Origin of the sequence: Lujinxingia vulgaris (genome assembly GCF_007997015.1) — a bacterium.
Taxonomy (GTDB): Bacteria; Myxococcota_A; Bradymonadia; order Bradymonadales; family Bradymonadaceae; genus Lujinxingia; species Lujinxingia vulgaris.
Window position 1 is genome coordinate 1 of the sequence record NZ_VOSM01000053.1, and the last position, 699, is coordinate 699.

Genomic DNA, 699 nt, shown 5'->3' on the forward strand with positions numbered 1-699 from the left:
CGAGTCGACCCGGGACGGGACCCTGCTGCGCGGCGAGGTCCTCGCCCGCTGGCAGGACTTCGTGGGCACCGGCGAGTTCTTCCGCAACCTCGAGGCCGGGATCGGCCGGATGCGGGACCGGCTCACCGCCTTCTTCAGCGGGAGGCCGGCACCCGAGGTCCAGGTCGAGGAGGCCATCGAGACGGGTCTGCAGACCGTGATCGTTGAGGAGGCCGCGCGCGCCTCCGAGACCGCGGAGCGCCGCTGGCTGGACGAGCCCGCGGGCCGGGTCCTGCTCGGCGGGTCCGACCTCGGCTCGCTGCCCCCGGACTTCCGCGAGCGCACGGCAGAGCAGGTGCGCGCCTGGCAGGGCGACCTCATGGAGCTGATCCAGCGCGAGGGCGCGGACAAGCGGACCAGGGCGCGGGCCATGTCGCTGGGTGTGAACGCGCTCACCGTGATCCTCATGATCGGTGTGTTCTCCATGACGGGCGGGCTCACCGGGCTGGAGGACGGCATCGCCGGCGGCTCCGGCGTGGTGGGCACCAAGCTGCTCGAGGCGGTCTTCGGGGAGGACGCCGTGCGGCGGATGGCCGAGGACGCCCGCAAGAACCTCGAGTCCCGGATCCACACGGTCATGGACCAGCAGGCGTCCGTGTTCCTGCGGCGCCTCGACGTCCTGGACGGGCACCCGGAGGCCGACGAGCTCGTGGTCGTGGC

At 72.8% G+C, this 699-nt stretch carries 1 pseudogene; it reads left to right on the forward strand.

From position 1 onward, the window contains the following. Positions 1–699: pseudogene (locus FRC98_RS20840) on the forward strand (ABC transporter); the annotation flags it as partial.